This is a genomic window from Phycisphaerales bacterium AB-hyl4 (assembly GCA_041821185.1).
Classification (GTDB): Bacteria; Planctomycetota; Phycisphaerae; order Phycisphaerales; family Phycisphaeraceae; genus Natronomicrosphaera; species Natronomicrosphaera hydrolytica.
Map to the genome: position 1 here is coordinate 1 of JBGUBD010000002.1, position 13,820 is coordinate 13,820.

A 13,820-nucleotide genomic window follows, 5' to 3' on the forward strand; every position below is an offset into this window, starting at 1 on the left:
GAACCTGGCGTCCTGGGCCGGACTAGACGAAGGGGACCTAGCCGGTGAATGCATCAGCGTACGAACGCGATTTCGCTACGTCAATACGTCAATACGTCAAGAATAAGAGCGATGGACGCTCAACGCGCTTTCGCGGGATGGAAGAGGTTGCGGTCGGCGGTGAAAGTCTGCTGGATGGTGGCCCAGGGGAGCGTGGATGCCTGGCCGGCTACGTAGAGGACGTGGGAGGCGCTGAAGTGACGTTCGACGTCTATTTCAGTGAGCAGGTGTTCGGGCTCGCTCCAGTTCGGGTTTGTTCCCCAGCCACGCGGGTGGATGTGATCGCCGAGGTGTTGCGGTGCGGCTTCGACTGCGAGGGCGGTGGCGGTGGGGTTGGGGATGTGGTGGAGGCGGGTCCAGCTTTCGGCGGGGTTGGGGCCAGGGGTGAGGAAGTTGTTGGTGGCGAAGCTGGTGGGGCGTTCGGTGGGGTCGAGGGGACACCAGCGTGCGTTGTCGGGCACGCCGTAGGGGACGAGGGTGTCGACCCAGCTTTGGCCGGGGCTGTGGCTGTTGAGGGGGAGGTGGCCTTGGAAGTCGTCGCTGTACATGACGGTGGCCTGGCCGAGGGTTCGGAGGTTGGCGAGGCATTGGATGGCGTTGGCGCGGTCGCGGGCGCTGGCGAGCGCGGGCATGAGGATGCCGATAAGGATGGCGATGATGGCGATGACGACGAGCAGTTCGATCAGGGTGAAGGCGCGGGGCATGGGAGGAGGGCTCCGTGAGGGCCTGCGGATTCGCTCGCTTGGGGGCGATACATCCGTGGCTTTCTTGCGTAGTGGATTTCATACGATCGCGAGGCGGCCAGGCATGGCGCGCCGCGACAGTGGTTTGGGTTGTGGACAGGTTTGTCAGGCGGTGGGGCGATGAGGTGGGGCGCGGGGGGCGTGGCGGGACGGGGTGTGAGCGATGTACGGCTGTTCGGGCGCGAGCGGGGCAAGGGTGGCGAGCAGCGTGAGCGGCTGCGGTGTGAGGTCGAGCGTTGTGGGTAGATCGATGACGCCGGCGAGGTAGCAGATGCCGCACTGGGTGGCGGGGTCGACGGGCGAGTCGGGGTTGTCGCTGGAGGCGGGCTGGCCGGTGATGGGGCAGCAGGTGGCGGCGCGGGTGAGGATGAGGCGAGAGGTGTCGCGGGTGGACTGGCTGGCGGTGTCTGAACCGGGCAGGAGGATCGCGCCGCGCTGGTGGCCGGGGATGATGACGGCGAACCAGGCGACGAGCCAGAGGATCAGCAGCAGGCGTCCGAGTTTGGCGAGCATGGCTGATGGCAGGGTAGAAAGGACGCAGGGGCTTGCCAAGCGACGATTGGGAAACGGTCGCGAGCGAGAACGGGGAAAGCCGTGAGCACGCTGTTTGATACGTAGGCCCTTGAGCCCCGGGTGGCATGCTTCCTACGCAGGCGGCGTGGCGGTGAATTCGTCGCGATCGGCGAGGTATATTCGACTTTCGTGGTGGAAGGCGACGATGGCGGCAAGCAACATCGCTGCGGCGGTGAGCTCGATGGACTCTTCGACGATTTTATCCATCAGCCAGAAGCCGCGCGACGTTCCGCCCATTTCAACAGCGAACGGCAGGTTGAGAGCAACATACAGCCATTCGCCGACATGGGCGTGCCAATCGCCCCAATGTCGGGTTGCGGAACTCAGTGAAGCGACCGCGTAGGCGAAATAGCCGAGGAGGATGTAGCGGCGGGTGCGTCGGAACGGCCAGATCTGATTGCCGAACCGAACGGTGGCGTAGAGCGGGGCCACGGCGAGGAAGCAGAAAAAAGCGAATTCGGCGGCTTTCTGGAGCATGTCCGAGCCTGTGAAGTTGAGCACGTATCGTCGGATTTGATGGCGTGGGTTGCCGGCGTCCTCGATCAGCAGGAGCACGAGGCCCGCGCCGAGCACGAACCAGAAGGCAGCCAGTTTCGGACGCAGATAAAGCCATCGTGTCCCGGCAGCCCCCATCGCCACCGCGCCGATGCCAAGGCAAAGCCACTGCAACCATTCCGCGGGCCCGCATTCGCGGAAGAGTTGTGCCCATGTCATCGGCCGACCGAGCCCAGTGCCGGCGAGCCAGTCGCGCGAGCCGCCGAGGTTAAGCACGTCGACAAAGAAGAACAGGCCCCACCCGACTGCGAGAAAACCGCCGATGGCAAGCAGAATATGCCAAGGTTGGGTGTGTGCAATGGCCGACGCCAGACGTGTTTCGTGAGGCATCAAGGTCCGGTGCTCGCTCACATGGTCGGGTTTCATATGACGGCTGCCGGAGGGGATGGGATTAATGAGCCCATGGGGAATGTTAAGATCTGGTTAAAACAGCAGCATACCAAATTCGCAAAAACGCTTGTGAAAACGAGATGTCGTTGCTGGTGCCTGGGGCTAAGGATTGGCGTGTACGAACGGCGGGCGAGGTGGGGGGAGGGGCCGAAGCTGCTATAATGGTTGGCTCGATCCCGCCGTATTGTTTGTAATTTGAAACGAGTTGCATGATGTCTGACCCCGCCTTGCCGGTTGTGGGCGAGCCTGGCGTCGCCGCCGGCTTGCAGTATCGACCCTGGCTGCATCGTTACGCGATGCTGCTGGTGTTGTGCGTGTTTTTGTTGATTGGTGTGGGGGGGACGGTGACGAGCACGGGTGCGGGGATGGCGGTGCCGGATTGGCCGACGACGTTCGGGCATAACATGATCACCGCGCCGCCGAGCGTGTGGTTTCACCAGCCGGACCGGTTCTGGGAGCACTTCCATCGGCTGATGGGCACGTTGGTGGGCATGCTGACGATCGGCATGGCGGTCTGGCTGACGATCACGCAGCGGAAGCAGCGGCGGTGGCTGGTGGCGTTGGGGTGGGGCCTGCTGGGGATGGTGATCGTGCAGGGGCTGATGGGCGGGTTCCGTGTGACGGAAGAGTCGATCGGGCTGGCGGTGTTGCACGGGATATTCGGGCAGATTGTGTTTGCGGCGTGTGTGTTGATCGCTGCGGCGACCAGCCGTGTGTGGATTGATGCGGTGACCGGGCCGCGGGCGTATGGTCGCGAGGATGAGCCGGGCAAGGTGTTCGGCATGCGATACGTGGCGGCGCTGCTGCTGGTGGCGTTGGTGATTCAACTGATGCTGGGGGCGTGGATGCGTCACAACAGCGCGGGGCTGGCGATTCCGGACTTCCCCACGGCGTATGGTCAGTTGCTGCCGCCGCTGCACGCGAGCGGGCTGGAGGCGACGATGGATCAGTGGCAGGTGGATCAGGGGATCGACCTGCCTCGGCCTTACACGACGGCGCAGGTGAGTTTTCATCTGGCCCACCGAGCGGGGGCGGTGGTGGTGTGTGCGATTGCGCTGCTGCTGGTGGTGTGGGTGAATCTGGTGGCGCCGGGGCATCGGTTGCTGGCCTGGCCGACGCGGGGGCTGGTGCTGCTGCTGACGCTGCAGGTGGCGTTGGGGGCGTATGTGATCTGGTCGCGTCGGCATGTGGATATTGCCACCGCACACCAGGCGTGCGGGGCGTTGGTGCTCGCGGTCGCCACGCTGCTGACGATTCGGCTAAACTTGTTGCGATACGTGGGGGTGGTCTCCAAGGGGCAGGCCAAGCCGAGCCCTGAGGAGCGCAACGACGAAGGGCCGGACCGAGATACCGAAGCATCCGGGGCTTCGCCTGCGGCTCAGCCGTCGGCTTGAGCGACGTGTAGCGAGTTAGTGTGGCGAGATTAGTTTGTTTGGAGCTTTGATGAGTCAGGTGACCAGTCAGGAACCGACGGCGGCGATGATGTCCGAGCGATCGCTGCGCGCGATGGTGGCGGGTCGGCTGAGCGATCATCTGACGCTGGTGAAGCCGGGCATCACGGTGATGGTATTGATCACCGCGGCGATCGGGTTTGCGTTCGGCGCGGGCTCGTCGCTTGGCGGGTGGACGTCGGGCGCGTGGTGGTGGCTGCTGGCGGTGACGGTGGTGGGCGCGGGACTATCGTGCATGGGGGCGGGCACGCTGAACCAGGTGCTCGAACGTGACACGGACCAGTCGATGACGCGGACGAAGGATCGGCCGCTGCCGGCCGGCCGAATGCCGATGGGGGAGGCGCTGGCGCAGGGGCTAGCGCTCGCAGTGGCGGGTGTAATGGTGCTCTGGCTGGGCGGCAACCTGCTGTCGGCGTTGCTGTCGGCGTTCACGATCGTCTGCTACGTGATGGTGTACACGCCGCTGAAGCGGTTGAGCTGGACGAGCACACAGGTGGGGGCGGTGCCGGGCGCGATGCCGCCGGTGATTGGCTATGCGGTCGCGGCGGGGTACGTCGGGCCGGAGGCGTTGCTGCTGTTTGCGATCATGGCGTTGTGGCAGATACCGCACTTCCTGGCGATCGGCATTCTGTGTCGCGATGACTACGCGGCAGCGGGGATGCCGATCCTGCCAGTGCTCGATGGCGAGACCGGCCGACGCACGCATCGCTGGAACGTAGCGACGGCCGTCGCGCTGCTGGTGGCGGGGGTGTCGCCGACGTTGCTTGGGTATACGGGGTGGCTGGCGTTCGGGGTGGCGCTGGTGTGTGGCGTGTGGTTTGTGCTGCTGGCGATACGGTTGGTGTACGACCCGAGCCGAGCGCGGGCGAGGGCGCTGTTTCTCGCATCGCTGGTCTACCTGCCGCTGGTGCTCGGCGTGCTTGTGCTGGACCGTGTCTGACTCATCTACCGATCGACTTTCGACGTGACCACAACGACCTTGTCCAATTTGCCTGCCATTGATCGAGCGACCATCGAGCCGACGCCCGCGCTTCGCGTGGCGGAGCTGACGCATTGCTACGCGGGCCAGGCGCAGCCGGCGTTGGACCATGTGAGCTTCGACGTCCAGCCGGGCGAGATCTTCGCCATCCTCGGCCCCAACGGCAGCGGCAAGAGCACGCTGTTCAAGATTCTCACCACGATCATGCAGCCGACGGCCGACGCGAATCGCAGTGTCGCGCCGGACGCCGCGGCCACGATCTTCGGCCACGATGTATTTGAACAACCCCAAGCCGTACGGCAGCGCCTCGGCGTGGTGTTTCAACAGCCGAGCCTCGACCTCAAACTGACCGCCGACGAAAACCTGCTGCATCAGGGCCATCTCTATGGCCTCGCCGGTCGCGACCTCAAGCAACGCATTGACGACGCGCTGTCGCGCTTCGGCCTCGACGACCGCCGCCGCGAGCCGGTCGAACGCTTCAGCGGTGGCATGCGACGTCGGCTTGAGCTTGGCAAGGCGATGCTGCATCGGCCGGGCCTGTTGCTGATGGACGAGCCGAGCACGGGACTGGACCCGGCGGCGCGGCGCGACCTCTGGCAACAACTCGATCAACTGCGCGAGCAGCTTGGCGTGACGATCGTGCTGACGACGCACCTGATGGACGAAGCGGAGCGTTGCGATCGGCTGGCGATTTTCAACCAGGGCAAGCTCGTCACAGTCGACACGCCGACGCGGCTGAAGAGCGCGATCGGCGGCGATGTGATCACCGTCGAGCCGACTGACGGCCCTGCGGCGGCGGCAGGGTTGGCCGACCGGATTGCCGCGCGGTTCGGGCCTTGGGACGCGGGCGGCGAGCCGAGCGTGATCGACGGGCATGTGCGGATGGAAAAGGCGGACGGCCCGGAAGTGGTCGCGGCGATCGCGAGCGCCTGGCCCGGCGAGATCCGTCGGCTAAGCGTGGGCCAACCCACGTTGGAAGACGTATTTCTCCATCTGACCGGCGAATCGCTGTGAACGGATCATGGGCCCGACTTGACGGCCGAGCGTGGGGCGGTTGTAATGTTGGGCTCGCTGAAACGGGGTCGACGTGACCCTGTTCTTTGCTGACCGCGACGCCGTAGCCACGGCTGAGCACCAGACGGAGCATCCCGCCAAATCGGGGTGAGCAACCATGGCCAACTACACCGGCCCCAAAGTCAAATTGTCCCGACGCGTCGGCGTGCCCATCGCTGACATCCCCAAGCATACCGCCAAGCGGCAGCTCAACCCGCCGGGTGTGCACGGCTTCCGCGGTCGACGCTTGCGCGACTACGGCGTCCGCCTCAACGAAAAGCAGAAGCTCCGCTATCACTACAACGTGCTCGAGAAGCAGATGGCCAACCTCGTTGAAGAGGCCGGCCGAATGCGCGGCAACACGGGTGAAGTGCTCCTGCAACTGCTCGAGCAGCGCCTCGACAACGTGCTTCGCCGACTCGGCTGGGCCCGCACGATCTGGCAATCGCGTCAGATCGTCGCCCACGGCCACGTGCTGGTCAACGGTCGCAAGACCGACCGCCCCAGCTTTCGTGTCAACTCTGGTGACACAATCACGCTCAAGGAAAAGGCGCAGAAGAACATTCGCGAAAACCTTGAGTCGCTGCCCGGCCACGAAGTGCCTTCCTGGTTGAGCTTCGACCCCTCGACGCTCACCGCCAAGGTGCTCGCGACGCCGACGCACGACCAAGTGCCCTTCGACGTGAACATGAACCTGATTATCGAATTCTATCGTTAATCAGTCGCAACACGACGATCCACACACGAAGCCTCGGGCCCCTGGTCCGAGGCTTTTTTATCATCCGGTCGCGTTCAGTCTTTGTGCCCACGCACTGCGGCGCGGCCGCACAGACACACAGCGCCAAGCGCCTTATACTGAGCCGTTATGACGAAGATTTCGGTGGTCATGATTTCGTTCAACGCGGGCGAGTTGATCGAGCCCGCGCTGCGGTCCGCGCGCTGGGCTGACGAAATCGTCGTCGTCGACTCCGGCTCGACCGACGGCACGCCCGCGATCGGCCGTCGATATGCCAATCGGTTCCTCCACGAAGACTGGCGCGGCTTCACGGCGCAAAAGCAGTTCGCGGTGTCGCTAGCGAGCAATGACTGGGTGTTTATCCTCGATCAGGACGAAGAGATCTCGCCCGAACTGGCGGCGCAGATTCAGGCGCTGGACGATGACGTTTTGTCGCGCTGCGATCTGTTTGAAGTGCGTCGGCGGAACTACGCGATGGGTCGGCCGGTGCGTGCATGGTGGCCGGACCATCAAAGCCGACTCTTTCATCGTGGGCGTTGCCGGTGGGCGGACGAGGCGATTCACGATCGGCGACACCCCTCCGAGCCGGGGCGGACGGCCAAACTTACGGGTTGGCTGGAGCATCGCCGACATTGCCGCGAGGGGTTTTTCGATTTCAACGTCGGCCGCATCAGTGCCGACCGCCTTCGCCGCGCGGTGATGCAGATGCACGATCGCGGCAAGCTCTGCCACTGGTGGGACGTGTTCATCCATCCGACCGCCGCGTTCATCAAGTCTTACTTTATGAAGCGCGGTTTTCTCGACGGCGTGTTCGGCTTCATGGTCGCTCGTCAGCAGGCTCACACCACTTACCTGCGATACGCTGCGCTGTGGGCGATTCAGCATGACATCGCTTACCAGGCAAGCGATGATGACGATCAGCCGCGCTCGACTGATTCCGTCGAAGAGGCGACCGACGCCGCGGCGGAGTGACCGCTTTGCTTGCGTTGCTGTTCCGCCGCTGCTTCGAGCACTGGTTCGAGCCGTTCGACATGGCGTGACATGGTGAGCGACTCGGCAAGGCCTGCCGTGGCCTTAGCGCAGCGCTCGCGCTCGGCAGCGTCGGCCAGTTCCGTCATGGCTTGGCACAATCCCGCTACATCATCGGGCTCATGCACCACGCGTCCGCGACGCGAGCCGGCGGTGTCGTGTGGCTCGATAAAGTCGCTCGCGCCGTTGTACCCGCTGCTGATCGCCGGCGTGCCCATCATCAACGACTCGATGATCACCTTGCTCGACGGATCGTGAAACGTCGGCAGCACCGTCACGTCCGCCGCGCAAAACAGCGCCGCCATCTGCTCCGTTCGGCCGACCATGCGAACCTGCTCGCGCAACTGCATCTGCTCGGCCAGCCGCTGCTGCGTATGCGACACCGACCCGGCCAACGCGATCACAAACGGCACGCCACGCTGCTTGAGTTGCGCAGCGGCTCGCATGAGCGGCAGGATGCCCTTACGCCACGGGTCGATCGCGGGGAACAGGTACATCACCGTGTCGTCGGGAATGTTGAAGCTTTGGCGGATCTCACGCCGCCAGGCGGCGCGCTGCGCCGCGTCGACGCTCGGCATCTCCGAAGCGTTGGGGATGATCGTGATGCGATCGTCGCCAATCGCGTAGTAGCGAAGCATATCGCGGGCGACGTATTGGCTGATGGCGACGAATTGCTGTACGAACGGGTCGCGCATCGTTCGCCGTTCAGCCAGCCGCAGCGCGATCTGCCGAGTCGAGCAGGCGATCGCAAACCGCTTGGCGGCGCGGGCGAGCGATGTGTCTCGCCGGGCGACGCTGCGCGCCTGGGCCTGCATCACCAGCCCCGCGCGTGGCTGTACCACGCTGGCGGGCACACTGGTCGTCACCGACAGGCTCACGTCATACTCAGTCAGTTGCCGACTCGCCCATCGCACGAACGTCGCCAGCCGCAGCACACCGCGCGGGCGGCCGAGCATTGCGGTCTTCACTGTGAGCCCCGGCTGCGTCGGCAGATCTTCCGGGCAGTAGCCGGTGAGCACCGTGACCTCGTGGCCGCGCTGGATCAGGTGGTTGGCGATGGTAGCGGTGGACCGCTCGGCCCCGCCGGACGTGGGGTTGAAAGTTTCGATCACGAGCGCGATGCGCATGGCTACGACGCCTCCTTGCGCGGCGGCTCGGCGGTCGACGCGGTTGCGTCCTCCGCCTCGCTTCTTGTCATCAACGCTGTCACCGCTTCCAGTACCGCGTCCACCTCAATGCGATCCATTCGGCAGGCGTCCGACTCGTCCACGGCTTTCATGCTCGCGGCTGTGCCGGGGGCGAGCACCTGTCGCTCGTCGGCGAAGTGAATTTCCGTCCACCGCGGCGCCGTCGGGCCGAACAATGTCACCACCGGCACGCCGAACGCCGCAGCGAGGTGGCGCGGCCCGCTGTCGTTGGTGATCACCAGGCTGCTGCGACGCACGACCGCCTTGAGCGTCGCAAGGTCCAGCCCCTCGGCAGGCAGGTTCAGTAGTGCAGTGTCGGCCGCGGCGATCACCTGCTTCGCAATCGGCTGCTCATCCGGGGCGCCGATCAACGCCACCTGCGCCTGCCACTGCCGGGCACAATGGTCGGCCACGGCTGCGAACCGGTCGGCGGGCCAACGCTTGCTCGCCCGCTGCGAGCCGGGGTTCAACAGCACCAGCGGGCGGTCACCTGACGCCTCCCAGCCGACGCGCTGCAGCAACGCGTCGGCCGACTGCTCCTCGCCCGGCTCGGTGAACAACGCCATCGCATGCCCCGGCGACGCCGCCCCCATGTAGCAGGCGATCGCCAGGTAGTAGTCCAGCGTCGGCACAGCCAGTCGGCTTCGGCCAAGCGGGCTCGGCAGCAGCCGATCGGTCAGCAGCAACCCCCGCCCCTCACGGTCGTAGCCGACGCGACGCGGAATCCGCGCCATCGCCACCGCCATCGCGGTACGAAAGCTGTTGGGCAGCAGCACGGCCGTGTCGAATTGCTCCGCGGCGAGCCGACGCGCCAGGCCGGTCGGGCGATGCTCGCCGCGATCGTGCCGGACACCGATGAGTTCGTTCAGCCACGGACAGCCCGCCAGGATCGGCCGAACACTCTCGCGAACGAGCCCGGCCACGTGAGCCTCGGGGTACAACTCACGCAACGCCCGCAGCGTCGGCGTCGCCATGATCACATCGCCCAGCCAGGTCGGCATGACCACGAGCAGACGCTGTACGGGTTGATTGGCATGACGAGCAACCATGACGCGGCCAAGTATAGCAGCGTGAGCAGTTGAGGCAGCCGGCAGCAGTCGGTTCCCCATAAAGCCCACGGATGTAGCAAAGCGGATCCGTGGGAAGCCTCACCCCGCCCACATCCCACCCCCACCTCGCCTATAAAAAACCCCCTCGGGTGGTGGGTCCCGAGGGGGAGGAGGGAGAAGGAAGCGGTTTGGGTTGGCTGAGCGGGCGAGCATTTCGCGTGGCTCAGCCGGGGACTTCTGTAGGGGTCTTACCTATCCTAGGCGGCGAAAACTCGGAGGCAAGTGGTATACCGATGAGAGTGATTCACTTCACCGACTTTTCCACTCCTTCCACTTTCTTATACTCAACTGCACCCCATCGAGTTCCCACAATTCATGCATTTGTAACAAGTTCCGCTTCTTACGGTGATCGTGCCACACACGTCGCAAGCCGGGGCGTCGGACTGCATTTCCTTCAAGGCCGTGGCGAGTGTCGACTCGTTGGCCCCGCTGCCGCCAGCTTCCGCGCTGCTCTGGCCTCGGCTTTCGGATGGGGCGTGTCCCGATGGCGTTCCGGCCAACGCTCGGTCCGACTTGCCATTGCCGTTGCTGTGCCCATTGCCGTTACCGTTGCCGTTGGTCGTCGCGACGCCGCCGCGGGCGATGGTTTCGGCTCGCGAGCGGGCGGGGGAGTGCTCGTCCTTGGTCAACATGCTGTCCGTGGCAGCGGCCGACTTTTTCTTGCTTTCCGCCCGTTGCGGAGCGTTGGCCGCGCGGTAGCCCGGCACGAACTCCATGCCCAGCCAGCGGAAGATGTAGTCGACCAGGCTCTTGGCGAACGGGATGTCGCGGTTGTGCGTCATGCCCGCCGGCTCGAAGCGCTGGTGGGTGAACTTGGTCACCAGCGACTCCACCGGCACGCCATATTGCAGCGCGACGCTGATCGCCGTGCCCAGCGAGTCCATCAGTCCGCCGATGGTCGAGCCTTCCTTCGCCATCGTGATGAACAGCTCGCCCGGCGTGCCGTCGTCATATAGTCCGACGTTGAGATAGCCCTCGTGGCCGGCGACGTTGAACTTGTGCGTGATCGACCGCCGTGTGTCCGGCAGGCGACGGCGCAACGGCCGCTCGACGATCTTCTCTACCACACGCTCGATCGGCTGACGATCAATCGCCGCAGTCGCATCGGATCCCGCCCCGGAAGTTGCCGCTGCCGCGACCCGACCCGCCTGAGCGACCTCGGAGGCGACCTCCTCTTTTCCCGCTTCGATGGCTTCCTCGTCTTCGACTTCGTCGTCCACATCAACCTTATTGTTCAACACCTGGCTGAGCTTGCACCCGTCGCGATACAAGGCGTTCGCCTTCAGACCCAGCTCCCAGCTCAAGCGGTAGCAGCTCTTGATGTCGTCCACGCTCGCGGAGTTGGGCAGGTTGATCGTCTTGCTGATCGCACCGGTGATGAACGGCTGCGACGCCGCCATCATCCGAATGTGACCCTCGGCCGCAATGTAACGCTCGCCCGTCGGACCGCACGTGTTCGCACAATCGAACACGGGCAGGTGCTCCTCCTTGAGCTGCGGTGCCCCCTCCACCGTCTGTGTCCCACAGATTGCCCGGTTCAGCGCGGCGATCTGCTGACGTGTCAGCCCGATCGCTCGCAACAAGTTGAAGCTCGGCTCTTTCGCCTGCTCGGTCAGGCCCAGCCGATCGATCGCCTCTTCGCCCAGCGTCCAGGCATTGAACGCGTGCTGCAATTCGAAAACCGTCGGCAGCGAATCGCTGACCTTCGCAATGTCCGCCGGCTCGAAACCGCGAGCTGTCAGATACTCCGCAAACGTGCCATCCTCGCTCGTCGGCTCACCGTCGCCGCCGGGCATTGGCACGTCCAGGTTCAGCGTGCCCATCACGTATGTCATGATGCCATGCACCTGGGCTTCGCTGTACCCCAGCGCGTCCAACGCCGGCTTCAGCGACTGGTTCGCGATCTTGAAGTAGCCGCCGCCGGCGAGCTTCTTGAATTTCACCAGCGCGAAGTCCGGCTCGACGCCGGTCGTATCGCAGTCCATCAACAGCCCGATCGTGCCCGTCGGCGCGATCACCGTCGTCTGCGCGTTGCGGTAGCCGTGCTTCTCGCCAAGTGAAAGCGCATCGTCCCACGTCGCACGCGAGCGGTCGATCAGTTGCTGCGCGTTGGCGATCTGGCCCAGCTCCGGCTCGCTGCCGTCGCGGCCGTCGATCTTCGTTTCGTCGATCGGCACGGGCTTGATGTCCAGCGCTTCGTAGTCGCCTTGCTCGGTCCCGGCTGCTTCGCTCGACTTCCGCGACACGCCATATGCAGCGCGGCGGTGGTTGCGGATCACGCGGAGCATCGCGTCGCGATTCTTCTCATAGCCGGCGAACGCGCCATGCTCGCTCGCCATCTCCGCGCTGGTCGCATAGCTGCGGCCGGTGAGGATCGCCGTCAGCGCTCCACAGATTGCCCGCGCCCGCTCGCTGTCGTACGGGATGCCGGCCTGCATGAGCATCGCGCCAAGGTTGGCATAGCCGAGCCCGAGCGTGCGGTATTCATAGCTCAATCGCGCGATCGCTTCGCTGGGGTACTGCGCCATCAGCACGCTGATTTCCAGCACGACGGTCCACAGGTGCACGCCATGTTCGTACGCTTCCACGTCGAACGTGCGCTGCTTCGCGTCGTAAAATTTCAGCACGTTCAGCGACGCGAGGTTGCACGCCGTGTCGTCGAGGAACATGTACTCGCTGCACGGGTTGCTCGCGTTGATACGGCCGGACTCGGGGCAGGTATGCCACTGGTTGATCGTCGTATCAAACTGCACGCCCGGGTCCGCGCATCGCCACGCCGCGAAGCCCACCTGGTCCCACAGCGCCCGCGCCGGCACGGTGCGAGCCACCTCGCCGTCCGTTCGGCGGACGAAGGTCCAGTCTTCGCCCTTGTCCAGCGCTTCGAAGAAGCGGTTGGGGATGCGGATGCTGTTGTTCGAGTTCTGCCCGCTGACGGTGATGTACGCTTCGCCGTTGAAGTCGTAGTCGAGTTTGAGGTCCAACTGCTCAGCCACCGCCCGCTCCGACTTGGGCAATTGCTTGAGGCCTTCCACCAGCGCCGCGACCTTCAGCTCTTCGCGAACCTTCCAGTTGATGAACGCTTCCACGTCCGGGTGATCGAGGTCGAGGCAGACCATCTTCGCAGCCCGGCGGGTCGTGCCGCCGGACTTGATAGCTCCGGCGGCACGATCACCGATCTTGAGGAAGCTCATCAGACCGGAACTACGACCGCCCCCCGAGAGCGATTCGTTTTCAGCACGGAGCTTGCTGAAGTTCGTTCCGGTTCCCGAGCCATACTTAAACAGGCGCGCCTCACGTACCCACAGGTCCATGATCCCGCCGGGGCTGACAAGGTCGTCATCGATGCTTTGAATGAAACAGGCGTGCGGCTGCGGGTGCGTGTACGCGTCCTCGCTGCGCTTCGTCTCGCCTGTCTTCGGATCGGTGTAGTAGTGGCCCTGTGCCGGGCCGTTCACGCCGTACGCCCAGTGCAACCCGGTGTTGAACCACTGCGGGCTGTTCGGGGCGCACTGCTGGTGCACCATCATGTAGCAAAGCTCATCGTAAAACGCTCGCGCGTCTTCTTCGCTGTCGAAGTAGTCGTGCTTGAACCCCCAGTAGGTCCAGCAGCCGACCAGTCGATGAATCACCTGCCGCGCCGACTTCTCCGGCCCGGTCTCCACGTCGCCCTTGGCCTGCTGCGGACACAACCACGCGGGCACACCCTTTTCCTTCACCACTTCCAGCTTCGCCGGCACGCCCGCTTTGCGGAAGTACTTGCTCACCATGATGTCGGTCGCGAGCTGCGACCAGCTCTTGGGCACTTCCGCATCGTTCATTTCAAAAACCGTCGAGCCGTCCAGGTTGCCGATACGGCTGGACCGCTTCGTCCATTGAACGTTCGCGAAGACGTCCTGCCCCTGCTTTGTAAACTTCCGTGTGACCTTCATCAGTGCTCTCAATCAATGTTTAATGAATTAAATAATAGGTTCGAAAC

The 13,820-nt window shown here is 64.3% G+C and carries 11 protein-coding genes; 5 read left to right on the forward strand and 6 right to left on the reverse strand.

The genetic code is table 11. The features are described 5' to 3' along the window. Positions 1-119: 119 nt before the first annotated feature. The 3 genes from ACERK3_02445 to ACERK3_02455 form a co-directional block, all read right to left on the reverse strand. On the reverse strand, positions 120-743 hold the full coding sequence (locus ACERK3_02445) for a type II secretion system protein (GenBank protein ID MFA9477146.1): 624 nt from the start codon (positions 741-743) through the stop codon (positions 120-122). A 144-nt stretch (positions 744-887) separates the two neighbouring features. After that, entirely contained in the window at positions 888-1,295 is a 408-nt protein-coding gene (locus tag ACERK3_02450) for a hypothetical protein (protein MFA9477147.1), read from the reverse strand. A 132-nt stretch (positions 1,296-1,427) separates the two neighbouring features. Next, positions 1,428-2,240, reverse strand: a complete 813-nt coding sequence (locus ACERK3_02455; protein ID MFA9477148.1) for a hypothetical protein — start codon at positions 2,238-2,240, stop codon at positions 1,428-1,430. 269 nt (positions 2,241-2,509) lie between these two features. On the opposite strand from ACERK3_02455, the gene ACERK3_02460 reads away from it, so the two are divergent. The 5 genes from ACERK3_02460 to ACERK3_02480 all read left to right on the forward strand — a co-directional run bounded on the left by ACERK3_02460 (position 2,510) and on the right by ACERK3_02480 (position 7,491). Next, positions 2,510-3,694, forward strand: a complete 1,185-nt coding sequence (locus ACERK3_02460) for a heme A synthase (GenBank protein ID MFA9477149.1) — start codon at positions 2,510-2,512, stop codon at positions 3,692-3,694. Positions 3,695-3,743: 49 nt separating this feature from the next. Next, positions 3,744-4,691: a heme o synthase gene (gene cyoE, locus ACERK3_02465; GenBank protein ID MFA9477150.1), complete on the forward strand. Its 948-nt coding sequence runs from the start codon at positions 3,744-3,746 to the stop codon at positions 4,689-4,691. A 24-nt stretch (positions 4,692-4,715) separates the two neighbouring features. Further along, positions 4,716-5,744, forward strand: a complete 1,029-nt coding sequence (locus ACERK3_02470) for an ATP-binding cassette domain-containing protein (protein MFA9477151.1) — start codon at positions 4,716-4,718, stop codon at positions 5,742-5,744. Positions 5,745-5,901: 157 nt separating this feature from the next. Beyond that, on the forward strand, positions 5,902-6,501 hold the full coding sequence (gene rpsD / locus ACERK3_02475) for a 30S ribosomal protein S4 (protein MFA9477152.1): 600 nt from the start codon (positions 5,902-5,904) through the stop codon (positions 6,499-6,501). 147 nt (positions 6,502-6,648) lie between these two features. After that, entirely contained in the window at positions 6,649-7,491 is an 843-nt protein-coding gene (locus ACERK3_02480; protein MFA9477153.1) for a glycosyltransferase family 2 protein, read from the forward strand. Here the strand turns inward: ACERK3_02480 and ACERK3_02485 are convergent. From ACERK3_02485 to ACERK3_02495, 3 genes are all read right to left on the reverse strand, one after another. Further along, on the reverse strand, positions 7,437-8,675 hold the full coding sequence (locus ACERK3_02485; GenBank protein MFA9477154.1) for a glycosyltransferase family 4 protein: 1,239 nt from the start codon (positions 8,673-8,675) through the stop codon (positions 7,437-7,439). The two genes, ACERK3_02480 and ACERK3_02485, sit on opposite strands and share 55 nt — an antisense overlap. A 2-nt stretch (positions 8,676-8,677) precedes the next feature. After that, positions 8,678-9,784, reverse strand: a complete 1,107-nt coding sequence (waaF, locus tag ACERK3_02490; GenBank protein MFA9477155.1) for a lipopolysaccharide heptosyltransferase II — start codon at positions 9,782-9,784, stop codon at positions 8,678-8,680. A 344-nt stretch (positions 9,785-10,128) separates the two neighbouring features. Further along, positions 10,129-13,773, reverse strand: a complete 3,645-nt coding sequence (locus ACERK3_02495; GenBank protein ID MFA9477156.1) for an adenosylcobalamin-dependent ribonucleoside-diphosphate reductase — start codon at positions 13,771-13,773, stop codon at positions 10,129-10,131. Positions 13,774-13,820 lie beyond the last annotated feature (47 nt).